This is a genomic window from Burkholderia diffusa (genome assembly GCF_001718315.1).
GTDB lineage: Bacteria > Pseudomonadota > Gammaproteobacteria > Burkholderiales > Burkholderiaceae > Burkholderia > Burkholderia diffusa_B.
The window spans coordinates 1,694,584-1,718,394 of the sequence record NZ_CP013363.1; the positions used below are offsets into that span (position 1 = coordinate 1,694,584).

Consider the following 23,811-nt stretch of genomic DNA (forward strand, 5'->3'; position numbering starts at 1 on the left):
CTCGGGTATCGTCAAAGTTACTTGCCGCTCTTGCGAGCCGCGTAGATGGACGCCGCGCGCGGCGCATTCGCCACCACCGGCGGCTCGTTTTGCACTACCGGCTGCGCACGCGGATTGATGCGCGATTGCGACGCCGTCACGCGCTCGAACAGTCGCGCGCGTACGTGATCCGGCGTCAGACCGTCAGCGACGAATTGCGCGGTCAGCTCCGGCACGTTCGCCGCAAGGCAAATCCCGGCGATGTCGGCGGCTTGCCGGATCGCCGCATCGACCGTTGCCCGGTCCTTTAGGCCGGTCGCCGTCACGATCGCCTCCGCGCAGTGCGACAGGCGCGCGTCACGGCAGGCCGCGAATACGTGCGACGCCAGCGCCGAGACATCCGGGGCTGGCGGCACCAGCTGCGGGTCGGGTTTGGTTTCCGGTTCGGGATCGGGCCGCGGCTCGGGCGGTGTATCCGGTGGCGTGTCGGGCTGCGGCGGGTCGGTCGGCTCCGTTTCGTCGACCAGCGCCCGCACAACGTCGGGTACCGCCGAGAAGCGCGCGAGCAGCGCCGTCGAGCTGGCCGACGCGGACAGCTTCACTGCTGCCTCGATCGTGTCGCAGAAACCCTTTTCCTTCGCCTGCGCGGCCGTCAGCCACGTCTCGGCGTCCATCAATGCCCGGATCTCGTCGACCGACTGGCCACTCTTCGCCGCGTACGCGGCGAGAATCCCGTCGCCTGCGTTGTCGAGCAAATCGGCAATGCGCCGCAGGTCTTTCGCCTCGCCCGCCGTCACCGTTTGCGCGTTGTGGATCATCAACATCGCGTTTTCCGGCATCACGATCTCGTCGCCGGCCATCGCGATCAGCGATGCGGCCGATGCCGCAATGCCGTCGACCCGCACCTTCACCTTGCCCGCATGCCGACGCAACGCGTTGTAGATCGCGAACGCATCGAACACATCACCGCCCATCGAGTTGATCGCGACCACGATCGCCGATGCGTTGGCCGCTGCGGCATCGAGCTGCGTCACGAACGTCTGTGCGTCGGTGCCCCAGAAGCCGATCTCGTTGTAGATCCGGATCTCGACCTCGCCGGCCGCGTTCGCCTGCGCCCGGATATCCCACCACTTACGATTGCGTTTCATCTCACTCCCCATTCGTGTGCGCGAGCGGATCGGTGTCGTCCGTCGCGTGCGTGTCGTACTGCAACCCGAGCCGTTGCGCGCGCTGCTGATCGGCCGCGTTCTCGTCGTCGACCTGCTCCGGATCCTCGCCCTTCGCGAGAATCGCGCCGGTGCGACTGGTCAGCCCCGCCCGAATCTCCGCGCGCTTGGCCGACACGTCCTGCACCGGATGGATATACGGCCAGCCCTGCGGCACCCACCGCACGCGCACGTACTCGCGCCGGGCGCGGTGATAGTTCGGCATCGGCATCGCACCGGACAGCGCACAGGCGTCGACCCACCAGGACCAGATCCGCCGACAGAACTGATGGATGAACACGTTCTGCTGCAGCTGCTCGATCGAGCGCCGGAACTCGTTCAGCAGTACGCGCAGGACACGGTCGCTGACATCGCGCAGATCGCCCGTCAGCACCTCATAGGGCATGCCGACCGACGCGGCTGCGGCCATCAGCTGCTGTCGCATGAACGGCGCGTAATCGGCTCCCGCGCCGGGCGGCGTTGCGAACTTCACGTCCTCACCGGGCGCCAGTTCCTGCATTGCGCCCGGTTCCAGCGACACCACCGGTGAGAACCCGTCGACGTCGAATTCGATCGTCGCCCCGGAGACCGGATCGCCGAGCGGGCCGACCTCCGCCTGCGGCTTCACGATGAAGCCGGCAAAAAGGTTGCTCACCTCCTGCCGGAACAGCACCGCGTCGTCGAAGTTGTCGAGCGAATGCAGCCGCAGCAGCACCGTCGACAGCTCCGGCACGCCACGCACCTGACCGGGCCGCAGCGCGTGGAAGACGTGCGCGATCTCGTCGGCCGGCACGCGCACCGTCTGCACCGCATCGCCAGCGAACCGGTTGTACTCACCCGGATGCCGGCGCAGCAGGTGATACGCGACGCGCTCGCCGTCTTCGTTGAACTCGACACCGTTGATGATCTCGCCGCCTGGAATCGGCTCGTTCTTCGTGACCGGCAGCATGTCGCCCTCGAAGAGCTGGATCTGCATCGGCACCGCCAGCCCGGTATGCAGCGGGAGTAGACGGCGACGCACCAGCACCTCGCCGTCGCTGAAGAACGCCCGCGCTGCGAGCGTCTGCAAGCCGTACAAATCATGGTCGCCGTTCGGGTCCAGCTCGCCCGAGCTGTCGTCCCAAAGTTGCTTTTGCGCGCGACGCACGTCCGCGTCTGGATGCTGCGGATGCGCCTGAATACCGGTACCGATGGTGTTCGACACCAGGCGCGCGATCGCCGTCTTCGCCCACGGGTCGTTACGGATCGCGTCCCGTGCACGGTGACGCATCAGCGGCAGGTTCTGCACGACCGAAGCGTTCGGCCCCGCGCTCGATGCCTGCCACGACTTTGCCCGCGCCCCGCGCGTGCCGGCCGATTCGTACGCCGCTGCTTTCAGCCGCGTGGGGACGACAAAGCCGCGCTGCGCGAGAACCGGATACGCGCGACTCATCGCACCCCCTTGCCGGCGTGGCGCAGGCGAATGAGCCGCGAGCGGCCGGTCGCGCCGTCCAGCGCCCGGATGATCTCGGTTTGTGCATCGCGCAGCTCCGCAATCGACCGGTAACGCACCTTGCGATCTGCGTACTGGACCTCCAGCTCGCCCTTCGCGATCGCCGACTGGATGCGTTGCAGGTCCGCCATCGTGTATGCCATGTGTTTCTCCTATCGGCGTTTCAGGTACGTCGAGCGACCGACACGCCGGCCCTGAATGCGCGAAACCCCGCTCGGTGGCGGGGTTTCGATTGGTTTCGGTGCCGTCGTGACGACCGAGGTCGGCTCGGCGGGCGATTCGTCCGGTGGATCCGGCGGCTGCTCGAACGGTCGTGCGAGCGGCAACGCCTCGATCACCGGTGCCGCGTCGAACAACGTCACCTGCGATATGCGGTGCTGTTCCAGCAACCAGTGCTGCTCGGTGAGGAGGTGCGTCTTGAGGCTACGCGCCGCATGCAGCGCGTACGCTTCGCAGTCGAGCGCTTCGTTACGTGCGCCGGCCTTCTTCTGCCAGACGCGCTTGCCGCCGACGCGCCCCGGCACCTTCACTTCGGCCGTGACCTGCGTGAGGTAGTCGGAACGTACGCCGACGTACCAGTGCATCCGCCCCGGCCCGTCGCCGTCCAGCTTCAGCCGGTTGTCGAGAATCAGGTCTTTCGCCTTGCTGACACCAACCATGAATGGACGCAGGCCGTATTTCGCGGCCTTGCTGTTGTTGCGCGTCGAGTCGATCGACGCCTTCGGCACGCTGAAAATCTCCGCACCGACATCGGTACTGCCCTTGATCGCCATCACGTTCAGTCCGGCCCGCTGAGCGGCCCGCACATATTTGTACACGGCGTCCGACGTCGAGCCGTCCGACGAGTCGATCGATGCCGCACGAATCCGGGCAAGCCCGCCGGATTCGTGTCGGTATGCCTGCGTCAGCAGTTCGGTCAGAGCGCCCCATACGCCGCCGGTCAGCGGATTCTCGCCCTGCTCCAGTACGTTGCCGTGCAACTCGTCCCACAACACCAGCCAGCTTTCCTCGCCCCGGCCCCACGCACGGATGACGACCGCGATGCGATCGTGCTGGACGTCGACGCCGATCGTGAGCAGCAGGCCACGCGATGGCACGCTGAACGGCGCATACGGCAGCGCCCGCTCGGCCAGCAGGTCCAGCTCCGGCAGATCCGACTTGTACTTGTACGGTCGGCCCTGCGTGTTGTTCACGAACGAGCGCATCTTCGTGTCGTCACCCGCACGCAGCGCCCGCTCTGCGGTCAGCCACTTCTTGACCAGTTCGCCCATGCGCGATCCGGGAAACGGCGACACCAGCTCGTTCAGCCGGAAGCCGGCCACACCGTAGAACGGCGCGGTCGCGACCCACCGGCCGCGTCGCACTGCGCGAATACGGGCGTTGTCGTCCCATAGGCTGCCGCAGTGCGGACACGTGTAACGCGCGGTCTCGGGCTGCGCCCGGCCGAACACCTCGTGCTCGACCTCGGCCCCCTCCGACCAGGTCACGTTCTCCCACGCAAGCTCATGCTCTTCACCGCAGTCCGGACACGGCACCAGATAGACGCGCTGATCCGACGACTCGAACGCCTGCTGGATCCGCGAGAAGCCGTCGACTGTCGGCGTGCCGCCGAAAATCACCTTGCGGCGGCTGTCCGAATAACTCTTGTTGCGCTCCTCGAGCAGCGTGATCGAATCGCCCTGATCGCGCACGTTGGTGTTCGCGTCGTCCGGCTCCTCGACCGCGACGACCGGGGCCGGTGTCGACTTCACATCGTCCGGCGCGTTCGACGTGATGAACTTCAGAAAGCCGCGTGGGAATGTCTTGTGATCCCACAGGTTGTTCTTGTCGCGGCCGGCGTGCACCGGCACCTTCGAAGCGAGGCGCGGTGTAACCTCGACCATCGGCTCGAACTTCTCCAGGTTGAACTTCTTCGCGGACTTCTCTTTCGCGAACATCACAATCATCGGGCATGGATCGACGTCGATGCGCCGGCCGATGTAGTTCAACAGTACGCCGTCGGTCCACGCGACCTGCGCCGACTTCATGCAGACGACCTTCTGCACGCGAGGATCGTCGAGCGCAGCATGCATGCCGAACACCCACGGCGTGATGTTCGGGTTATAGCGGCCGGGACTCGCGGTCGCCTTCGCACTCATGCGCCGGTACTGACGCGCCCAATCCGTCGTGCCAATCCTCTCCGGCGGGCGCAGCAGCTGCGCGATCCGTCGGATCACCGCGTGGACGGTCTGGATCGTATTGAGATAGCTGCTCAAGGCATCCATACATATGCTCGTTCAACCACTCGACGTCGACCTCGACGTCGTAGAGTGCGCGCAGCTCCTGCACCAGCTTGTCGGGCAGCGCCAGCAGTTCCGTTTGAAATGCGCCGACCATCTGGCCGAACGCCTGTTCCAGCTGCGCGACGTTCACGAGCTGGCCTTTCTTCTCGGCCAGCGTCAGCAGCTTGATCTCGCGCTCGACGATCTCGGTCTTCGCGCGTTCAGCAACCAGATCGATGCCGGTGCCGCTCGCGCGGCCCGCAGCCATCTCCCGCAGGTGCCGGATATACGCGATGCGGATCGCATCGAGCGTCGCCTCGCGATAGTCGAGCTGGACCTTGTCGACGAACCGCGAAACGGCCGACTGGTCGAGGTCGAGATGCTCGGCGATCTGTTGTTGGGTCGGCATGAATATGACCCCCTATGGAGATTCGACAGTAGAGAAAAAGCGCGGGTCTGAGCCCCCGCATGTCGGGTCGCCTACAGGGTCCCCGTCTGCTCAAAAAATGGGCAGGCCCGCGCCCGTCGCGACATCCGCGATAGCCCTGTCACCGGCCCGGTCCATCGCCCACACGACACGGTCCATCGCATCGTCAAACACGAAGCACCGCGCGGTAACGCGCCCCATGCTTCGATCTTCATCCCACGTTGACCAGACTTCGCTCGGCCCAGCGCTCGTCGACTCGATTCGCATTTCAGCGCCTCAAAGCAAAAAGCCCCGAGGGCTTTCGCACTCAGGGCTTTGGATTCGTACATAGACCGCGCCGGTGACCACGGTTGCCCGTGCCGACTGTCATATTGCGCGATGGAGGACGAACGGCATATTCGCGGTTCGTCGTCGCTCGATTAACTTGCTACTAGTCGGATACGCAATCGATGCGTATTCCGGCTTACTGATTCGCAACCAATTTAAGGAGCTGCTATGCCACAGATCAAACTCGTTCTCGCGGGCGGCGATGACAAAGAGAACTTCAAATCAGCAACCGTCGCCACTCGCCGATGGGGTGACAACGGTGATGCACTTGGCACCGAACTGGACGTACCGGTCGGCACGCACACCATCACCATCACAAAATACCAAGGTGCATCGGCCACCGACACCATCGATATCGCGGCAACGGACTCCGTCATCGAACTCACGGTGGACAAGACTGGCTGTACTGTCGAAGTTTCGTGATTGTTCAGCAAGCAAAAAGCCCCGAGGGCTTTCGCGCTCAGGGCTTCGTGATTCTTCCGGGCGAGCAGCGGTCCGGCAAAGGCCGCACGCACTCGGTAAAACTCACCGGATCAAATTGTGGAACGAAGTGTAGAGCAGCTATTTCGATTCCGCAATACCTTCCGCAATCGTATCGATGATCGTCTGAACGGAAACGTAGCGCGGAGGCGGCTGCACCAGCTTTTCCTCGACTGCACGTTTCGCATGAGCCAGAGCGAAATCGAAGATAGTCGTCGGCCGCACCTTGAGCCCGAGCCGCCGGCAGATCACGAACGGCGGCTTACGCCAGACGTAGTGCATCTGCAGCACCTTGCGGTCGAGCGGCATGAGCTTGCGCACCGCAGCCTCAACACGGTTCGCATCTTCGAGATCAATCGTCGTGTCCACCGAGCGGCCCGGTACCGTTGGAAAGTAGATGGTCGCGATGAGTGAATCCCGACCTCCGTCCCCACCCGCACCATTGCGCTGCGCCCGAGCCCAATTCTCCAATCTCTTTTCGATCGCCATGGTTTCCCCGCCTCAATCTTCGTAGTAGCCGACGTGGTGCCGGCAATATCCTCGGCGTGCCGCGCCGATACCGAGAATCGTCGCGACATGAATGCAGCGACTGCCGTTCGCATCGACGTGTGCGCAAAGCCGATCATCAACTGCAGGCGTCGCAGAGCCGACGCTGGTCGTCGACGCAGTCTGCTCGAGCGCCGCGTTGCGACGTCGCCGCACCTCGGCCCAATGCTTGCGCAGCCGATGCGGCGACGTGATGATCCGCTTCCAAAACTTGTCCCGGAGCGCCCACGCAAACAACCGAACCATCGCCCGTTCGTCACGCCCGTCGTCCGCGCGCATGCGCTTAATCTCGCAGACCCAGCTGCGCAGGTTCGGCTCGTCGCACTCCGGATCGATCGCCTTCACGCGATCGCGCATCCAGGCAGCCAACTCTGCTGCATCGCTCTCCTGCAAATCCTCACCTCTCTCGCTCGCTGCTCCCGGGTATACCTCCGAGGTATGAGAGAGAGATGTATCTTTTGTTTCTCCATTCATTGGGTTATTAGTTGGCGTCTCGTGCCAGTAACTTTCCGACTCGTCTCGGTACCCGCTTTCGGCCTGGACGCCGGCGCTTACATCGGCACCCGGTGCCGACGATGCCGGAACATCAGTGGCATTACGTGCCATCAACTCGTCCGCGTTGCCGTGCGATTCGCCAAGGCAATTCTCTGGCACCATCAGCCGATAATGGCTGTGTGCCCAACGCCGATCCGGCCGGCGAGACTTCCAGCTATCCAGCCAGCCTTCAAGCCGCGCGATTTGGAGGTGCTTGCTCGCGGTCCGAACCGCGATGCCGGCACGTTCGGCGATTGTGTCCAACGCTGGCCAGCACGCTTGGCCGAACTCGTTCGTGAAATCAGCCAGGGTGTGCAGCACAAGCTTGGTCAGGCCCGGCAATTCGCTTTTTGCCATTGCGCGGCGCCACTGGTACATCGTGACTGCTGTCGACATGATTAATGCTCTGCAATGAAGTTTTCGAAGCGAGTCGCGCTCGCATTGAAAGTCAGTCGGATAGTGCCAAGCGGGCCGTTGCGCTGCTTCGCGATGATTGCCTCGGCCGTACCGCGATCTGCGGTGTCGGGGTTATAGACCTCATCGCGGTAGACAAACATGATCACGTCCGCGTCCTGCTCGATCGAGCCGGACTCGCGCAAATCGGCCATGACGGGGCGCTTGTTCGGACGGTTTTCGAGGCCTCGATTGAGCTGCGAGAGCGCGAGGACAGGCACCTTAAAATCCGTCGCGATATTTTTCAGCGCTCGGGATATTTCGGCTACCTCAACGGCGCGCACTTCATTTCCAGCTCGGTCCGAGTACATCAACTGAAGGTAATCGACCACTATCAAGCCAAACTCCCCACCGACCTCACGCTGCGCCCGCCGCAAATGCGTGCGCAAGGCACTCGGCGTGAGCATCGACTCCTCGAGCAAATAGATTGGCGTGCTCGACAGCTGCGTCACTGCATGGGTGACTCGCGGCCACTCTTCGTCCGAAATCTTTCCGACGCGGAAGCGATGCTGGTTCAATCGCCCCGTCGACGCGACCAGGCGGACGCCGAGTTGTTCGTTCGGCATTTCGAGCGAGACGACCATTGCAGGCTTCTCGGACAAACGTGCCGCATTCTCCGCAATGTTCATCGCCAGCGAGGTTTTCCCCATCGACGGGCGTCCGCCGACAATCCACAGTTCACCAGGCTGCATTCCAGTCGTGCGCGCGTCGAGATCCGTGAATCCGGTCGGGATTCCCGTGACTTCGGAGCTGTCCTCGCGTTGACTCAATTCGTCGACTCGCTCCATTACGCGAAACAGCACCGAATTTAGCGGAACAAACCCGGCATCGTTTCGCCTCGCGTTGTCCGACAGCGCGAGGATTGACTGCTGAGCTTCGTCGACCAGTGTCGCGATATCACGGCCACCGGTGTTATGGGCGAGATCGATCAGCTTGGCACCTACCCTCGACAATGCGCGTCGAATCGATCGGCCGCGCACAATCTCCGCGTACCGAGCTACGTTTGACGCGCCCGGCGTAGACTGCGCCAACTCGTTAAGGTATCGAAGCGGCTCTTTGATCTTCGCGCCAGCCGTCTGCAAATGATCGAAGACCGTAACGACGTCGACGGCAATGCCTGCGGACAGCATCGCGCCGAACGCCTCGAAAATCAGACGGTTTTCGCGCGTCGTAAAATCATCCGGCGATATAATCGATGCCGCGATGTCATAGGCCTCGCTATCCAGCAGAATCGCGCCGAGCACGGATTGCTCGGCTTCGATCGAGCTGATTGAGGCAACGTTTTCGGAAGGAGTTTGATTACCCATGTCTGAATTCCGGGGAAAAAGCGAGCCCCTCACCGACATCGATTTCGATGTTGATGATGTTTTCTCTTCTCAAGATTTCGAGGAAAGGGATGGCGTCCCGGAGAAGTTGCGCGGTATTTGGGTAGTTGCGATTGACAACTTCAAATCTCGCGCGGAATTCACTATCTCCGTCGACCGTCTTTCGCGCACGATCGCATACACGCAGTCGGCGTTTGCAAACAACCGCCTCTTCGGGAACGGTCAAATACTCGGGGCATTCGATAACGAAGAAGAAGCCCGTCAATTTGCTCAGGCACTCGACGTGTATCGAGCGCGCGCCCAAAGTGCAGGTGATGCAATCCAGTAACGCGGCGGGCCGCGCGATCGAGCAATCAGGCGGCACTGATCAGTCACGACGCCGCCTGGCGCGAAATTGGCCTGCCCGCCGCGCAATCTGAATCGTTTCTTCGATACGGCGCTGCGCTGCGCGCCCAACCTTTTCGATTGACTCCGCTTCTCGCCGCTCAATCACGCCATCACTGACCGCGCGCCGGACCTCATCGGCCAGTCCGCCAGCCTTTGTATTTACGGAGAGCACCGATTCGACCAGTGCATTGATGCAGCTCGGCACTTCACCACGGTCTGCGCTCACCGCCACCAAACCGAACCGACCGTTAAATGCGTGGACAGCATCCATCGCGTGCGGCTGGTTCTTTTCGAGCATCCATTCGACGAGCAGCTCGAACATTTCGCCCGACAGCCGTGCACCCTCGACTTCGCGCAATTTCAATCGGAGCGCCTCTCCCGTGATTCGCACACCACGCCGCTCGGTCAAGTACCGTGCGGCATCTTCGACCTTACCCGGCGTATTCAGCACCGATGTGTACAGCACGTCGATCCATGCGGTTTGACTGTATTGGTGAGCCATTTTTTCCCTTGAATTTCACCGTTTTTCATGCTGTTAACCACACGACGGATCGAATACCATTCCCGTCACTCAATCAACGAAGTCGAAAATTATGGAAACGAACCACCCCTACGACTTCCGCTGCAAAAAATGCGGATTCGTGCGGCAGGAGACTATTGAAAGAGCGCTCAGCGGTCGCCTGGATCCTCCTGTTTGGTGCCCGGAGTGCCGTCGGCCGATGAAACTTGACTATTACGACGTCGATAAGCAAGCCAAGAAGGTGGGATTGCTACCTCTTGATGACGGGGATTAACGCGCCCGTCTGGACCGATTTCCCAGTCGGGTTCGCGGTCAGTGTGAACCAGCCGGCGCATGTACGCCTCTTGCAGCCAATCAACCCATCGCACGTTATGCCGGTACGCCAGTCGCGCGATCGGGCTACGGCAATGCATGAGCACGTACCGAAGCAGAGACCATTTATTCATTTTTTCAACCGATTAATGTCACATCGGCCTGTTGAGCGAGCTCCGGCCAGATGTCGGGAATCACCTCCGCTGGGAACAGATCGACCCTCCGGACGAGTCCAGCGGTTTCTCGCTCAATCGGCCACCCAAAAGGAATCGGCACCGGCCTCTTCTTGTTCGCCCACGCGCTGACGTCCGACGCATGTGCGTCAATGGCGGTGGCCAATTTGACGAGCCGGCCGCGCTCGGCATCGAGATAGGTTCTGAGGTCCATGGCATGACTTTAGCGAAACGCAAAAGACTTGTCTATAGCGTTTCGCGCATATACGCCTTTAGCGTTTTGCTATTGAATTGAGCACATGAAGGACATAGACCAAATTCGCCGCGACAACCTGAAGCTCATCGAGGCTGAGCACGGTGGACCAGCTGCCGCCGCTGCCGCGATCGGCATGTCCCACTCTCAATTCACCAACCTCCGAGACGGCGCCAAAGACTCGAAGACTGGCAAGGCTCGCGGCATGCGTGCGCAGACCGCGCGCAAAATCGAGAAAAACGTTGGAAAGCCGACTGGCTGGCTAGATACAGACCACGCGGCAACAGCATCAGCAAACTCGTCGACCGCGGCCCCTGCCGGATGGGATCAACTGAATCAGAGCCAGCGTACGCAGGTTGAGTCATTTATTGGATGGCTCCTGACGCAACCGGTTGCCGCCTCCGCCGTTCCCTCAGGCAACAAACGCTTCGGTAAGGGCGGATAGCGCCTCGCGCTGATATTTGGGCCGCGGCTCAAGGCAACAGTCGGGAAACAGCCAGTCACGGGTAAGAATCAAGCCAGCACCATCGTCGGCAAAACCAATTACCGGCGCCCCCACGAGCTCGCACTCCCACCTCCCATCGCGATATAACCGCACCACCTCAACGATACGCCCGACCAAGGCCTCGTTCGGCGAGCGCACGACTCGCGCCACATCCCCCGGCCTGCACCGCAGGCACTTCGTCGATTCGTCATTCATCAGCCGCCCTCATCTGCACCAGCATCGAAATACTGTATGTTCATACAGTAGTTTAGCCAACAATACCGACGCCTTTCAACAACTGTCAGTTTTGTCAGGAACTCTCCAACGACGACGCACCCTTTTGCGTCGCCCCGAGGATTGACATGAAGCGGCGTCGAGCGCGTTACAAATTCGCCGCGAATTTTCGCGTTACGCTATAGACATTCATTTTGCGTTTCGCTAAAGTCCATTCCATCGCAGTTGGATTGACTGCACCACCCGATGGATTTGCCGGAGGCGTTATGCGCACTTATCGCTGCTACTACCTGATGAAAGGCGACGAACCGTCGCCTCTCGCGCCGTTCGTTCAACTCTTTGCAGCCAACGCTGCATCTGCTGCGCAACTTGCGCGGCACATCACCGGCTGCGCATGCGTCACAGACGTGCAGCGCGTCCAGGACTGACGCCATGACGACGCTCACCGCTCTCGGTCAACGCATCCTGATCCACAAACGGGACTGGCACCCATTGGTTGCGCTCGCAGCGCTCTATCTGATAGCCAGCGCTATCGCCCCGGATTCCCGTCTTTGAGGTGAGCATGAATAACCCCATGCCCCTCTGGAAAATCGTGCTGCTCTGGCTCGCTGTCGGCATCGGTTGTGTTGCGTGGACCTACGCCGGCGAACCGACCGACGCACCGAGCACGGGCACCTATCAAACGTGAGCCAATCATGCGGAAAGCTCACCTGCCTGCGCACTTGCTCCGTGTCGAATGGCAATTGCTTCACATGCGCGGCGATTTCGACACCGCGATCCGACTCGAAAGCGTCCGCAAGATGCTGGAGTCGTCGGCGCGAGCCCGCGAGTCACGAGAGCAACGCCGCGCAGTTGCTCGCGTGGACATTAAGCGCCTGCGAGCCGGCGACGCTGAGGACTGATCGATGCCCCACTGCCACGTCCTCTGCACGCATTGCGCGACATGCCAATGCCTACGGCGACACCCCGACCGTTACGAGCGCTTGCCTGGTCGTCGCGCGCGCGACTGACGCCGATACCTCGTGAGCCACTAGATCAATCGCGGGAACACGACACTCATGCTCAGTGACTGCGCCGGCTACTGGTTCTCAATAGTCGCGGCAGCACCGGTCCCGAACACCACGAATTCCACCAATCCTAGAATCGATAAATAACCATGGCGAAAAATTCACTCGATGCCTATGGCGCTGCCGGCAAAACGAATCTGCTGTATTTCGATCCGGAAAACTTGGTACTGGTAACGGACAAGACGTCCCCGCTTTACGACGATCGAGTTCATCTGCCTGCCGACGAAATGATGGCGCACAACATCGATTATCAAGGCATCACAACCCCGATCGAGATTTCGAAGAATCCCGAGACCGGCGAAGTTGAAGTCGTACTCGGCCGGCAGCGTGTCAAAGCCTGTCGACTCGCGAATACATGGCGCAAAGAGCGTGGCGCCCCGCCTCGCCAGGTTCCGGCGGTCGTTTTCAAAGGCAAGCGCGAGCATGCCCTCGATGCAATCGTCAGCGAAAACGAACACCGCCGCGCAGACACGCCGCTCGGCCGCGCCGAGAAGATGCGGCAGCTGATGGCACTCGGCCGTGGTGAAGATCAGGTCGCGATGATTTTCAACTGCAAAGTTGCAACCGTGCGCTCGACACTCGCCTTACTCGAGTGCTGCGCGGACGTACAGAAAGCCGTCGATTGCGGCAAGGTTCCCGTGACGCACGCGGTCAAATTGGCGCGCCTCAAGCCGGATGCACAGCGAGAAAAGGTACGCGAGCTCGTCAACGTAGCCGACACGAAGAAGGGGCACGAAAAGTCTCGCGCTCAGCGCGAATTGATGGGACACGAAGGGCCGCGAATGAAAACCCGCAAACAGATCAGTACCGAGCTGCAGAACAGTACCGGCGAACGTGCTGCCGCCCTTCGCTGGGTTCTTGGCATTGAAAGCGACCGCGAGGCGGCTGATCGCGTTATGCCGATACTTGACTGAGCGGTGCACCAGCCAGGAGGATCAATGAAACCGATTTATCTCGACCTGCCTGCCGTTGCCACCGCAGTGTCGTTATCCGAAGCCACTATCCAGAAACTCGTGCGCGAGCACAAATTCCCAAAGCCGCGCCTCCTGTCCGATCGGCGCGTCGCGTGGTTGACGCGCGAGATCGAAACATGGGCGGAGGCGTGTCCGGTGTCAGATCTGCCACCTCCGCCCAATACCGGTCACGGCAACAGACGTCGCAAGATTTGCGTAAGCTAAGACCTGATCTGTCAGCCAGCGTCAGATCAGGCCTGAGGTGGCGTCACCGTCACTTTATCAAGGGCCGTCATCGAACTGCGGATTCAACCCGTCAACGCTACGAATTGTGATTCGAGAAGCGGTCGCTCAACGCTCAAAATTGGCAGCGCCGCGAGGCATCCGCTGGAATACAGGGTTAGTTAACTGGAGCGAAGCCGACGTCCGATTGTCGGACCTGCGGCTCAAGCGAATGTCGCTTGCTGGCCGCCAACCGCCGGGGGCGGCCGGCGGATGCCGACCCACTACGGTCGATTGTCTACGACCTCACACGATGTCCGTTTCCAAGGGCACAGCAGTCGTTCGTATGTTAGTTTCGTCGGCGGACGTAGGTTATCGCGTCCGTTCCAAGGCGCAGTCTGACTTGCGTCGGTTAACCATTATTGCCCAAGCGGGATCGATACGATAACCCCTGGGCCAGCGGGAGCCGCGCATCCACATATAGCATCCTGCTCATGGCCGCTCTCGCATTTGAACGGTGAGCAGAAACCGTGCTGCCCAGCGGGACAATTGGTTTTGCAGTAGGCCTTCCTGTCGGTCACCCAGGCCCCCCCCAGATCACAGGCACCGGTCAAGCCGGGCGTTCCAACTTGACAATTGTTGTTGACCACACCATTGCTTGGGTTGGCCTTTTGTGGAGGTGGAGGTGGAGGTGGAGGTGGAGGCGGCCGGCAAGTGCTGCAATCCGCGAGAAAGACCTCAAAGTGGATAGCTCCGCGATTGTCGTCGACGTTGTTGTCATTTACTTGAAAGGTGATATTCCCGGGCCCTGGCACAACCATCTGGAAGATCGGTGGTTTCTCCCATGGGTGACGGGAGACTGAATCAGCGAGCTGGTCCTTTGCAGTAGGACACCCGAAGTTTTTGCTATCCACACGCACAATAACGCAGCCCTCAGCAGCGTGAGGAGCAGGCCAGTCGCCTGCCGCCGGCACGCCGATCTGACCGCCAGCACCGCTCGGACGATTATCGCTAGGGCCGTAGATGTACCACACCCCAAAGAAACGAATAACAGCTGATTTATAGTTAGGAATTCTCGCCTGAACGCTCCAGATGCCATGCGTAGTGGCATTGATGTCACCGCCCGATATTGAGGGGAGGTTAGATACGTCCTGCGCGAAGGTCGGCTGCAACTCCAAAAAGACCAATGCGGCAATGCAGCATCTGAGAAGTTTTGACGGAGAGATCACATTCGCCTCCTCTTTTCTGGCTCTTTGGCCAAGTGAATGCGATTTTCCACCAAGTTTCAAGGTCATACGTGTACCAGGCCGCACTCCGTATTTCTCTGAACGATTAAAGAAGTGACGATCGCCTAAGCTAGGTCATAGGTGCCACTCCAGCCGCCACAACTCATGATATGGAGGAAATCGCCATGTTTGCACTACTACCGGAGAGTAAAACGAACGATACGATTTACGACGATGAGAAGGCTGAGGAAGAGACGCGTCTGGGAGCGCATCCATGCACGCAATGCAACTGCCAAGATTTCTGTGCCTCGAGTTGGAACGACACCGTGTGCACTTGCACGCACGTCATGCAGGATCACGTCGGAATGCCTTGATACCGCCTGCGTGACTAGCCTCCGCCCTGAGTAGATAGCTTTCAGCCCGAAAGTCCGCAGTTTGATGCGTGGCCGCCACCGGACTGACAATGTGAGCGCGATGTCGAGCTATCGTTTCTGGCCGAACGCGGCCGGCCGCCGCCCTGCGACGCGCGACCGGCGTAGATCGACGGTGGATTCAACCGGTCGATGCAACAGCCACTCGGGCGAGCTTTTCTTTTGCACGACGGTGCGAAGTGGCGCTATCTGTAAGGCGAGTGCTTAGGTGTGTAGGCGAATTTCCCGCACCTCTCGAGCAGCGGATCAAGTAGCGCTAGCGCGTCGTCGGTGTGTAATATCAATGTTGCCGAAAGCTGTTCGAGATGCTTCAGATATTCTTGTTCGATTTCCGAACCCTTGGCTCCGTCCGGGCTGTCGATGAGATCAATAACGCTTTTGAGCGGCACAGCGTCGCCGCTGCATATTTTCAGTTGCAACGACAGTAGATGCAGTCGTTCGGCGAAATTTTGTTCGATTGGTGCAAGCATCACCAGATCATCGAACGGTACGTCGAGTTGCAAAGCCGCGAGGCGGTGGATCACCGTACCGTCGCTTACTCTATCAACGACGAGCCGTAGGCCCGCACACTTGGTTGCGGCCCAAGTCTTAAAGAAGATCAGCTCAGACTTGACCTCGACAAGTTTTCCAATATAACGCAGCGCGGTCATTCGGCCGCGCAGATAGTCCTTGCTATCTGCCTTTCGGTCAGAGCGCCTGGCAAGGTACAGCGAGACAACGACGGCCATTAACGTGCCAACGCCGGCGAACCATGTGCCTATGGCCTCAATTGCGCTCCAGCTCCACGCATCTCTGTTGCCAGTCTCAGCGAGAACCTTGAGCGCCCACGCCACGAATAGCACCGACACCGAAAACATCGCGAAAGCACCGACCAAATCCGCAACGCTTACTCTCCGCATCTTGGAATCTCTCATGTTCTAAGCTTGCTGCTGGTGTGTGCCAAGAAAGTTTCGACGGTTGAGCAGGCTGATTTCTTGGTCAAGAACCTGAAACTCCAGTTGGATGCGGTCAATATGTGTCTCAACATTCTTCCGCAACACGGCGCGTTTAGTTGAGATCAGATCGTCGCTGTACTTTTCGTCGTAGGCGTACTTCTTCAGTTCCGCAATCTTCTTGTTGATCTCGTCTGTGTACGGGCCGGCCAGATATTCGGCCATTGCGCCTTTCAAGAATGTGAACTGGCCGCTGTAGATGACAAACGCAGAAATCGCTCGCTCAGAGCCGAGTGTGTGAATCGGGAGCCTCGACAGTAGCTCGATCATCGAGTCAATGATCGAGGGGTGGTAAATCGAGTACATCTTGATGTTGAACTCGTCGCTTAACGCCTCTTTGATTTGCACGGTGTGGGTGTGCGCCGCAAGAATTACCGCATACATTCCTTGTCGCCGTTCGCGTTCTTCTAACGCCTCCACTGCTTGCCGAGTCTCTTCGGCAAGCTGGTGTGCCTTCTGCGTTGCAGCCAGCGAGGCTTTCGCCTGGCGCTCCCCGATGAAGTAGGAGCCGACGATCGCGGCGATTGAGCCCACCGCCTGCACCCACGAAGCAACATTCCCCGAATTCCAACCCCAAGCATGGATGGTCACGACCACGACGGCAAGCGTAACGAGAAATGTCGCGGTGACGAAAAAAGATCCCTCGGCAATCGTGCGAAATGATTTCATCTTGTCCTCTGATCCGGGTGGATCGTAGCACGATGGAGTGCCAGCATGCCCGGCTGCAAGGGAGCGGTGGGTTGGGAACATCCAGATCTGAAGCAACAGTATTCAACACTTGAGTCCGTACTTCCATGTTCACTCTATGCAAGCGTCCCCGATTGTTGCGATCATCTACGTGTTCCTTTGTACTTTCCTCGCAACCCAATGCCAACGCAGATTGAAAAATTACAAGCCTACGCTGCCCACTTGCTCGACGCCTTCATTGGTCTAAAAGAGCGGTATGCAATGCTCGAACCTATGCTGTTCGATCATGGCACGATCGAGCTTCGCGGCACACGAGAACGCGGGCGCGGGTTCCTTATCCTTCGACACTCGCTGTTTTTGTCGTGCGCGCAGGACATTGCAAAGCTCACTTTGGACAACGACCAACGCACGCCAAGCATACGAAACATCGTGGCAAAACTCGAAGACGAGTATTTGCGAAAAAAGCTCGAGGACCAGTATTCGATATGGGTACTCCCGTTGGTTGAGGAGGAGACCGACCCCGAGATTGTCGCCGCACTGAGGCGCATGGAAAAACAAGAGCGGTTGGAGCGGCGGGACCAGTTCTCCGAACATTACACGGAACTGCGATCTGGATGGACCACGCTTTCGACCAGTGAATCGATGAATGGCTTTCTTACCGTGCGCGACAAATTGTCGGCTCACACCGAAGTGCGTTGTGTCGCAGACAAATACCAGCTTCTCGACATCTCGGCTTTAGGAATAAAATGGGGACAGCTGCGCGAAACAATCGAAAGCATGCAAAGACTTGTTGAGCTCATCGGTTTTATCGTTCGCAATGCTGGCTTCGCATGGGATTCGCTCGATCATCAACTATCACAGGCAGCCGAAAATTTTTGGAGTGCCGCGAGCAAGCAGAAATAAGTCAGGCGAGAACAATTGCTGGCAGGAGACCGCTTTCTCGGCGAAGAGGTCAGCTGAATGACACGGTTTCGGTGGGAGCGAACGTCGGCTCCTGGCCGAATTGAGTCAGTTCATCTGACGCGTTCTGTTTGGTCTAGTTTCGCCTTATACGCAAGATTACTTCGCCGGATATCGGAGCGCGAGTTCTTCAAGAAACTGGGACAGACGCGAGAGCCACTCTCGGCGCTCGCGATCATAGTGGTGCCGGTTATACACGCCGGCGACACCGGGTTGAATATGGCCAAGTACCGCCTCCGCGACATCATGCGGGCACCCAAGTGCGGCAAGCATAGTTCGGGCGGTCCTCCGCAAATCGTGAGGCGACCAGTGCGTGACAGGTAGCCGCGGCCGATTATGGTTCGGCGCCTGCTTACAGTACGGCTGATGATAGTAAATGCCGTGCGAAATGACGGTCTGCTTCATCATCTCGCCGGTCGACGTCGGGAACAGAAAGCCGTTCACGGCTTGATCCTTGCGTCGACGGACAACGGCTTCGGCTCGACCGACGAGCGGCACCCGCAAATCCCCTGCCTTCGCTCGCCACGAGTTCTTGGTTTTTTCCTTCGGCACGGTCCACCATAGGCCGTCCGCCTCGTCGGCGATTTCGTGCGACTCCATCGAAATGATTTCGCCGCCGCGGGCGCCCGTCCACAGGTACAACGTGATCGCGTCCGAAACCGTTAGGCTCATATTCGGCAGCCAGCGGAGCAGCGTGCCGACCTCATCCTCGCTCAATACCCGCTTTTTTGTGCCCATGGTGACGCCGTCGATCGTGCGCCCCTTGCTGCGAAGCTTGCCGCGCAGGATCATTCGCCACCAGTTCGGCGTGCCATCAGGCAGTCTCCCAGCGTCCATCGCATAGTCCCACGCTCCGCCCAGCTCCATGCGGAGGCGCGCAGCGAGCGCTGGTGTGGGACGATAGGAATTCAAGAATTCGAACGCCTGCGCACGGGTTATCGACGCGGCCGGAATGTTCTCGATCGGGCCGAGCATCGCCTTGAACATCCGCCTAACCTCGATCACGCCCTTGTCCTTGCGGTTCGGCTCCAGATAGCCGCCCATATAGTCGAAGCACACCTGCTTGACGGTGTATGCGTCGACGGCGCGCGAACAGGCAACCGCAGCGCGCTTCTCGCGCTTTGCAGCAGCAGGATCGGCCCCAGCATCACGCTCCGCTCGCTTTTGCTCCCATTCGGAAATCGCCGCGGGGAACCCCATGGCCGGCCATTCGCCGAGCTTCACCTGGCGCATTCGGTCATCAATGGGGGATTTGTATCGGTAGATCCAGGAACGACGGCTCTCGCTGGCCTGGAAGCGGAGCCCCGGGAATCCGTCAAAGGTCATGTGCTGGCCCGCAGGCAGCTTGCTCGCGGTTCGTGCGTCGAATCTCATCAGCGGTCGGCGTAGGTTTTTGTTGGAGGCCGAGACCGCAGCGTAGCTTTTCGGTCTGGCGTAGGAAAATGTTACGCCAGAGTGCCAAGTTTTCGCCTATTTCGTCAAGTGCAGACAAGCCACCTGACAAACGCAACTTTCGGCTCAAACCCTTTGCCAGAAAGGCTCTGGTGTGCAAGAGCCAGATGGAGCAAGGGGCTCCGCAGAGCCCCTTGGTTTCGTTACTCGTTTTCCTCGAAGTAATGCCCGAACTTCGCCTGCTTGGTCCGGATGTAACGTTCGTTTTCCTCGCGTACAGGCACCGCAAGCGCCACGCGTTCGCAGACGGGAATGCCGTGTTTCACGAGCGTGTCGAACTTCTTCGGATTGTTGCTCATCAGTCGCACCGACGTCACGCCAAGGATCCGAAGGATGGCTGCGGCCGAGTCGTATTCGCGGGCGTCATCGGGCAAGCCGAGGTCGAGATTCGCCTCGACGGTGTCGCGCCCCTGCTCCTGCAACGCATATGCACGAATCTTGTTGCTCAGGCCGATGCCGCGCCCTTCGTGACCGCGCAGATACAGCAGCACGCCGCGGTCTTCCGCCGCGATGTAACGCAGCGCGAGATCGAGTTGCTCTCCGCAATCGCAGCGGTAGGAGCCGAACACGTCGCCGGTCAGGCATTCGGAATGAAGCCGCGTCAACACGGACTGCTCGCCAGTGACGTCACCCATCACGAGCGCGAGATGTTCGGCATCGCTGCCCGATACGCGGAACGCGTATGACGTGAACGTACCGTAGCGCGTGGGCAGCGACGCGGTGGCGACGAGTGTCACGCACTCGTCGGCCTGGCCATTGCCCTGCGTGGGCGATTGGGGACGCGAAGACATCATGAATTCAATCGAAACGATCAGGAATGTAGGAGTTGTGTGGATAGTGCGTGACCGGAGTTTACCGCTAATCTGGAAACGTCACGCGACTGCCGCAGCAGGCCCGGCTATACTGGGCCCGTCGGGTGCCGCGCATCACGCCCTGCCTTCCCTGCATCGTCTTGCACACGGAGAAAGCAAATGAGCACGACTGTCGCGCAAATTCTCAAAGCCAAGCCGGATTCCGGCCGCACGATCTACACCGTCACGAAAGCCGATTTCGTCTATGACGCCATCAAGCTGATGGCGGAAAAGGGAATCGGCGCATTGCTGGTCATGGATGGCGACGACATCGCGGGCATCGTTACCGAGCGCGACTACGCGCGCAAGGTCGTGCTGCAGGACCGTTCGTCGAAAGCCACCCGCGTTGAGGAAATCATGACGGCAAAGGTGCGCTACGTAGAACCGTCGCAATCCACCGACGAGTGCATGGCGCTGATGACCGAACACCGGATGCGCCACCTGCCCGTCCTCCAGGACGGCAAGCTCATCGGCCTGATCTCGATCGGCGACCTCGTCAAGAGTGTGATCGCCGACCAGCAATTCACGATCAGCCAGCTCGAACACTATATCCACGGCACCCCGACGGTCACGTCCGCCTGACCCGTCTCAGCAAAAAAGGCCCAAACGCGCGAGCGTCTGGGCGGAAAAGCCGCCGGAATGCGGCGACGGAGGTTCTGCTCGGCTGACGCAGACGCGCGCGACTAGCGCGCGTCCGGTCGGTCACATGCTGTGCTCGGGCAGACCCGGGAATGTTCAGTTGCCGAAGTAGACGGAGTTCACGGGGTTCGGCGCTTCACGCGTCATGCGGCGGCCCGACTGGCCTGCGCCCGTCGCCACCGCACCATAGCCGCTCGTGTCGGCTTGGGCGAGCATCGGCTGGTTCGGCTGGATCCGTTGTTCTGCGGCCTGGATGTTCTGCGGATATTGCGCATCGCTTGCGAGCGGCTTGTAGCCGTTCTGTTCGAGTTGCACGAGTTCGGCCCGTACCTGATCGCGGGTCAAGCCCTGCTCGGACTGCGCGAACGATGCGATCGGGGCGGCAAGGACGGATGCAGCGATCGCTGCGTAGATGATCGACTTCATGATGGACCTCCGAAATATGTTCTCTTTTGGCGTCGCTTCCGGCGGGACTGTCTGAAGCGATGGATCAAGTGTAGTGCTCGCAATACCAAGGGGAAACCCTTGGTTTGAACATACAGCGTTGCATTTTCGGAAAAAATTGGCCACTACCATCATGCAGGATCACTATTACTTAAATCATTTCCACAACAATACCTGACGAAAGGCCGACACCCCGATCACCGATCCGGAAGGTTGTGTTGTAAAATCGTAAGGTTTTATTCGCCTGTCGATACCCTGTCCACCATGCACGCGCCCACGCCTCCCTCGGTTTCGCCGTCCGGCCCCGCCGGCGTGCGCGCGCGCGCCGGCCATCCGGCGCACCCCCGCCTTCGACGCACGGCCCAGGCTCCGCTCGCCCCTGCCCGGCGCCTGATCTGACGGCACGGCCTCCTTCCGGAGCCAGGTCAGACAGGCTCCGGGCGATCCCCATAGGCACGCCACGCCTGCCCCTTGCCGATCATTTGGAGAACTGCCATGAAACAACGCCTTTACCAGTTGACCGAACTCGACGTCGCTCGTCTCGAGAAGCACGCCGAACACAACCCGCGTTTCCAGACGATGCTCGACACGCTGCTCGAGCGCGCAGATATCGTGCGGCCCGACGCCATCAAGGCGAACGTCGTCACGATGAACTCGCAGATCACGCTGCTCGACGAAGCGTCCCAGGAACAGACCACCTGGACGATTGTTTATCCGGATGCCGCCAATCTGGAACTCGGACGCCTGAATGTGTTTTCGCCCGTCGGTATGGCGCTACTGGGCACGCAACGCGGTCAATTGGTGAAGGTGCTGCAGCCGAGTGGCGCCGAAAAACTGATGAAGGTCGCGGCGATCGTGTTCCAGCCGGAAGCCAACGGCGAATATACGCGCTGACCCATCGGGCAGCCGCAATCTGCGCGGAAAGCAAAAAAGCGAGGTCTGTGCCTCGCTTTTTTATCGCAACCATCCGGATGGTCGTCATCGCATTTCACGGAGTCGAAAAAAAGGCGCCCGAAGGCGCCTTTTTCGATGCTGCGAAGCTGGTTACCCAGCCGTCACGCTTAGAAGCGGTGACGCAGACCAACCGTTGCTGCGGTTTGGTTGATCGACGAGCTTGCCGGCGTCGTGTTGTCGCCGTTGTAGATCGACGTGCCGATCGCGTTGCCCTTCGCACCACGCTGGTACACAGCTTGTGCGTACACGTCCGTGCGCTTCGACAGCGAGTAGTCAGCTTGCACGCCGAACTGGTTCCAGTGCGAGCTGCCACCGTCGACCTTCGTGTTCGTGTACGTGTAAGCTGCGCCCAGGCCGAGAGCCGGCGTCAGGTTGTACTTTGCGTTGACTTCGTAGTTGTCCGTGCGGAACGCGCCGGTCAGACCCGGGACGTTATCGATACGCGATTGCGTCCATGCAGCACCGACTTGTGCCGGGCCGAATGCGTAGCCAGCACCTGCACCGTACGTGCGGATACGGCCTTGCGAAGCGATGTTCGTCGCGCCATTGGCGTTGGTACCGTCACCGAGGTTTGCTTGCGAGTACGCTGCACCCAGCTTCAGGCCTTGGAACTGATACGACAGACCGCCGCTGTAAGCGCGGTTGTTGCCGAAGTTCTGGTTGTTCGAGAACGAGTACGTGCCGCCGAACTGCAGGCCAGCGTAGTTAGCGCTCGTGAACTTGACCGAGTTGTTCAGTGCGACGTCGCCGTTCGTGCTCAGGCGGTCGTTGTTGCCCGGGTGCGCGAAGTACGTGCCGCCCCACGTGCCCGTTGCCGTCAGCGGCGCGAGGTAGTCTTGCGTTGCGTCGTACTGCTTGCCCAGCGTGACCGTGCCGTACTGGCTCGACAGGCCAACGAATGCTTGACGGTTGAACATGCCGCCGTTGTTGCCCAGCTTGCCGTTACCGATGCCGAAGCCGCTTTCCAACGTGAAGATTGCCTTCAGGCCGCCACCGAGGTCTTCCGAACCACGCAGGCCGAAACGGCTCTGGTCGATACCCGAGCCCATCGACCACAGCGACTTGCCGGCGACGTTGCTTTGGTAGGTGATGCCTGCGTCCAGCACGCCGTACAGCGTGACGCTGCTTTGCGCGTGAGCGACGGTAGCGAACGATGCTGCAGCTGCTGCAACGATCAGAGTCTTGTTCATTCGTGGAGCTCCCTTCTAAAAAGAGGCAGGTCTCGCGACCTTGTTCATAAACGGTCTGCAACCGCCCGGGAACGCCATCGGTCCTTCTGGCCGCGCCCGGATAGTTGCCCGTTTGGGAACCGTGAGTTTAGGGGTGTACCCTAGGGGCGCGATCTGCAAATAAAGAAATAAGCTTTTCCAGAACTAGAAATAATGAAAGTGGTGATTCGTTATAAGTATTTGTTTTAACGTGTTTTTTTGACCGATTGACGGATGCTTTTTGGTGCCTTTCATCCCACCATTCTTTCGTGTCATCGTCTTGACGGTTGCATAGAAACAACAAGCGGAATCGATGGAACCACGCAAAAACGG

At 59.9% G+C, this 23,811-nt stretch carries 25 protein-coding genes; 9 read left to right on the forward strand and 16 right to left on the reverse strand.

Annotated elements, in window-relative coordinates; translation table 11 throughout:
- Positions 1-17 precede the first annotated feature (17 nt).
- The 5 genes from WI26_RS22810 to WI26_RS32380 are packed head-to-tail and all read right to left on the reverse strand — an operon-like array spanning position 18 to position 5,346.
- A complete protein-coding gene (locus tag WI26_RS22810) occupies positions 18-1,127 on the reverse strand; it encodes a head maturation protease, ClpP-related (protein ID WP_069227278.1) in 1,110 nt (369 codons plus the stop codon).
- Between the two features lies 1 nt (position 1,128).
- Positions 1,129-2,616, reverse strand: coding sequence for a phage portal protein (locus WI26_RS22815; protein ID WP_069227279.1), 1,488 nt, complete (start codon positions 2,614-2,616; stop codon positions 1,129-1,131).
- A complete protein-coding gene (locus WI26_RS22820; RefSeq protein WP_011657129.1) occupies positions 2,613-2,819 on the reverse strand; it encodes a phage head-tail joining protein in 207 nt (68 codons plus the stop codon). Before WI26_RS22820 ends, WI26_RS22815 begins: the two co-directional genes overlap by 4 nt.
- A 9-nt stretch (positions 2,820-2,828) precedes the next feature.
- Positions 2,829-4,814 carry a phage terminase large subunit family protein gene (locus tag WI26_RS22825; RefSeq protein WP_208604138.1) on the reverse strand — a complete coding sequence of 662 codons (1,986 nt, stop codon included), beginning with the start codon at positions 4,812-4,814 and terminating at the stop codon, positions 2,829-2,831.
- Entirely contained in the window at positions 4,777-5,346 is a 570-nt protein-coding gene (locus WI26_RS32380) for a MarR family transcriptional regulator (protein WP_208604139.1), read from the reverse strand. Before WI26_RS32380 ends, WI26_RS22825 begins: the two co-directional genes overlap by 38 nt.
- 513 nt (positions 5,347-5,859) lie before the next feature.
- On the opposite strand from WI26_RS32380, the gene WI26_RS22840 reads away from it, so the two are divergent.
- Positions 5,860-6,114 carry a hypothetical protein gene (locus WI26_RS22840; protein WP_059540501.1) on the forward strand — a complete coding sequence of 85 codons (255 nt, stop codon included), beginning with the start codon at positions 5,860-5,862 and terminating at the stop codon, positions 6,112-6,114.
- 138 nt (positions 6,115-6,252) lie between these two features.
- Here the strand turns inward: WI26_RS22840 and WI26_RS22845 are convergent, their stop codons facing one another.
- The 3 genes from WI26_RS22845 to dnaB are packed head-to-tail and all read right to left on the reverse strand — an operon-like array spanning position 6,253 to position 9,011.
- Complete coding sequence (locus tag WI26_RS22845; protein ID WP_069227282.1) at positions 6,253-6,660, reverse strand: hypothetical protein; 408 nt, start codon at positions 6,658-6,660, stop codon at positions 6,253-6,255.
- Positions 6,661-6,672: 12 nt separating this feature from the next.
- Positions 6,673-7,647 (reverse strand): helix-turn-helix domain-containing protein, encoded by a 975-nt coding sequence (locus WI26_RS22850; RefSeq protein ID WP_081334326.1) that lies wholly within the window; start codon positions 7,645-7,647, stop codon positions 6,673-6,675.
- A 2-nt stretch (positions 7,648-7,649) separates the two neighbouring features.
- Positions 7,650-9,011, reverse strand: a complete 1,362-nt coding sequence (dnaB, locus tag WI26_RS22855) for a replicative DNA helicase (protein ID WP_069227283.1) — start codon at positions 9,009-9,011, stop codon at positions 7,650-7,652.
- On the opposite strand from dnaB, the gene WI26_RS22860 reads away from it, so the two are divergent.
- On the forward strand, positions 9,010-9,357 hold the full coding sequence (locus WI26_RS22860) for a hypothetical protein (protein WP_069227284.1): 348 nt from the start codon (positions 9,010-9,012) through the stop codon (positions 9,355-9,357). The two genes, dnaB and WI26_RS22860, sit on opposite strands and share 2 nt — an antisense overlap.
- A gap of 39 nt (positions 9,358-9,396) precedes the next feature.
- Here the strand turns inward: WI26_RS22860 and WI26_RS22865 are convergent, their stop codons facing one another.
- Entirely contained in the window at positions 9,397-9,918 is a 522-nt protein-coding gene (locus WI26_RS22865) for a phage regulatory CII family protein (protein ID WP_069227285.1), read from the reverse strand.
- A gap of 468 nt (positions 9,919-10,386) precedes the next feature.
- Positions 10,387-10,635 (reverse strand): YdaS family helix-turn-helix protein, encoded by a 249-nt coding sequence (locus WI26_RS22870; protein WP_069227286.1) that lies wholly within the window; start codon positions 10,633-10,635, stop codon positions 10,387-10,389.
- Between the two features lie 85 nt (positions 10,636-10,720).
- On the opposite strand from WI26_RS22870, the gene WI26_RS31635 reads away from it, so the two are divergent.
- From WI26_RS31635 to WI26_RS31640, 4 genes are all read left to right on the forward strand, one after another.
- Positions 10,721-11,119, forward strand: coding sequence for a hypothetical protein (locus WI26_RS31635; RefSeq protein ID WP_081334328.1), 399 nt, complete (start codon positions 10,721-10,723; stop codon positions 11,117-11,119).
- A gap of 705 nt (positions 11,120-11,824) precedes the next feature.
- The gene (locus tag WI26_RS33265) at positions 11,825-11,947 is read left to right on the forward strand and encodes a hypothetical protein (protein WP_257785595.1); all 123 of its coding nucleotides are present in this window, start codon (positions 11,825-11,827) and stop codon (positions 11,945-11,947) included.
- A gap of 601 nt (positions 11,948-12,548) precedes the next feature.
- A complete protein-coding gene (locus WI26_RS22885) occupies positions 12,549-13,373 on the forward strand; it encodes a ParB/RepB/Spo0J family partition protein (RefSeq protein ID WP_069227289.1) in 825 nt (274 codons plus the stop codon).
- A gap of 24 nt (positions 13,374-13,397) precedes the next feature.
- Positions 13,398-13,637 (forward strand): helix-turn-helix transcriptional regulator, encoded by a 240-nt coding sequence (locus WI26_RS31640; protein ID WP_081334329.1) that lies wholly within the window; start codon positions 13,398-13,400, stop codon positions 13,635-13,637.
- Between the two features lie 1,839 nt (positions 13,638-15,476).
- Here WI26_RS31640 and WI26_RS22890 read toward each other — a convergent pair.
- Together WI26_RS22890 and WI26_RS22895 are read right to left on the reverse strand one after the other, a co-directional pair.
- Positions 15,477-16,205, reverse strand: a complete 729-nt coding sequence (locus WI26_RS22890) for a hypothetical protein (protein ID WP_155768807.1) — start codon at positions 16,203-16,205, stop codon at positions 15,477-15,479.
- Between the two features lie 3 nt (positions 16,206-16,208).
- Complete coding sequence (locus WI26_RS22895; RefSeq protein ID WP_069227291.1) at positions 16,209-16,952, reverse strand: hypothetical protein; 744 nt, start codon at positions 16,950-16,952, stop codon at positions 16,209-16,211.
- 45 nt (positions 16,953-16,997) lie between these two features.
- On the opposite strand from WI26_RS22895, the gene WI26_RS22900 reads away from it, so the two are divergent.
- Positions 16,998-17,873 (forward strand): hypothetical protein, encoded by an 876-nt coding sequence (locus WI26_RS22900; RefSeq protein ID WP_236849320.1) that lies wholly within the window; start codon positions 16,998-17,000, stop codon positions 17,871-17,873.
- 156 nt (positions 17,874-18,029) lie between these two features.
- Here the strand turns inward: WI26_RS22900 and WI26_RS22905 are convergent, their stop codons facing one another.
- Both WI26_RS22905 and ribA read right to left on the reverse strand, forming a co-directional pair.
- Positions 18,030-19,304, reverse strand: a complete 1,275-nt coding sequence (locus tag WI26_RS22905; RefSeq protein ID WP_069227293.1) for a tyrosine-type recombinase/integrase — start codon at positions 19,302-19,304, stop codon at positions 18,030-18,032.
- A 221-nt stretch (positions 19,305-19,525) separates the two neighbouring features.
- Positions 19,526-20,176, reverse strand: a complete 651-nt coding sequence (gene ribA, locus WI26_RS22910) for a GTP cyclohydrolase II (RefSeq protein ID WP_059468449.1) — start codon at positions 20,174-20,176, stop codon at positions 19,526-19,528.
- 177 nt (positions 20,177-20,353) lie between these two features.
- Between ribA and WI26_RS22915 the strand changes: the two genes are divergently transcribed.
- Positions 20,354-20,815, forward strand: a complete 462-nt coding sequence (locus WI26_RS22915; RefSeq protein WP_059468448.1) for a CBS domain-containing protein — start codon at positions 20,354-20,356, stop codon at positions 20,813-20,815.
- A 153-nt stretch (positions 20,816-20,968) separates the two neighbouring features.
- Here WI26_RS22915 and WI26_RS22920 read toward each other — a convergent pair whose 3' ends face one another.
- A complete protein-coding gene (locus WI26_RS22920; protein WP_059468447.1) occupies positions 20,969-21,298 on the reverse strand; it encodes a DUF4148 domain-containing protein in 330 nt (109 codons plus the stop codon).
- 513 nt (positions 21,299-21,811) lie between these two features.
- On the opposite strand from WI26_RS22920, the gene WI26_RS22925 reads away from it, so the two are divergent.
- Positions 21,812-22,210, forward strand: coding sequence for a GreA/GreB family elongation factor (locus tag WI26_RS22925; protein ID WP_059509077.1), 399 nt, complete (start codon positions 21,812-21,814; stop codon positions 22,208-22,210).
- 167 nt (positions 22,211-22,377) lie between these two features.
- On the opposite strand, the gene WI26_RS22930 is transcribed toward WI26_RS22925, so the two are convergent.
- Positions 22,378-23,460 carry a porin gene (locus tag WI26_RS22930; RefSeq protein ID WP_059594819.1) on the reverse strand — a complete coding sequence of 361 codons (1,083 nt, stop codon included), beginning with the start codon at positions 23,458-23,460 and terminating at the stop codon, positions 22,378-22,380.
- Between the last annotated feature and the right edge of the window lie 351 nt (positions 23,461-23,811).